The organism is Streptomyces flaveolus, from assembly GCF_000716535.1.
Taxonomy (GTDB): domain Bacteria; phylum Actinomycetota; class Actinomycetes; order Streptomycetales; family Streptomycetaceae; genus Streptomyces; species Streptomyces flaveolus_A.
Map to the genome: position 1 here is coordinate 1 of NZ_JNWV01000138.1, position 830 is coordinate 830.

The window sequence follows — 830 nt, forward strand, 5'->3', positions numbered from 1 at the left end:
TCGGGCCGGGTGGCGTACACCTTCGGGCTGGAGGGCCCCGCCGTCACCGTGGACACCGCCTGCTCCTCCTCCCTCGTCGCCCTCCACCTCGCCGCCCAAGCACTGCGCACCAACGAATGCGACCTCGCCCTCGCCGGCGGCGTCACCGTCATGGCCAGCCCCGCCACCTTCATCGAATTCAGCCGCCAACGCGGACTCGCCCCCGACGGCCGCTGCAAACCCTTCTCCGCCACCGCCGACGGCACCGGCTGGAGCGAAGGCGCCGCCCTCCTCCTCATCGAACGCCTCACCGACGCCCACAAAAACAACCACCCCGTCCTCGCCATCCTCCGCGCCACCGCCATCAACCAAGACGGCGCCAGCAACGGACTCACCGCCCCCAACGGCCCCGCCCAACAACGCGTCATCCACCAAGCCCTCCACAACGCCCACCTCACCCCCAACGACATCGACGCCGTCGAAGCCCACGGCACCGGCACCCGCCTCGGCGACCCCATCGAAGCCCAAGCACTCCTCGCCACCTACGGCCAACACCACACCCCCCAAAACCCCCTCTACCTCGGCTCCCTCAAATCCAACATCGGCCACACCCAAGCCGCCGCCGGAGCCGCCGGCATCATCAAAATGATCATGGCCATCCACCACGGCCACCTCCCCCCAACCCTCCACGCCGACCAACCCACCCCCCACGTCGACTGGACCCCCGCCACCATCCAACTCCTCACCCAACCCCGCCCCTGGCCCACCACCAACCACCCCCGCCGCGCCGCCATCTCCTCCTTCGGCATCAGCGGCACCAACGCCCACGCCATCATCGAACAACCCACGGA

At 69.5% G+C, this 830-nt stretch carries 1 protein-coding gene; it reads left to right on the plus strand.

Features of this window, described 5'->3' with window-relative positions:
- On the plus strand, positions 1-830 hold an 830-nt coding region (locus OO52_RS45525; RefSeq protein WP_031102614.1), incomplete at both ends, for a beta-ketoacyl synthase N-terminal-like domain-containing protein.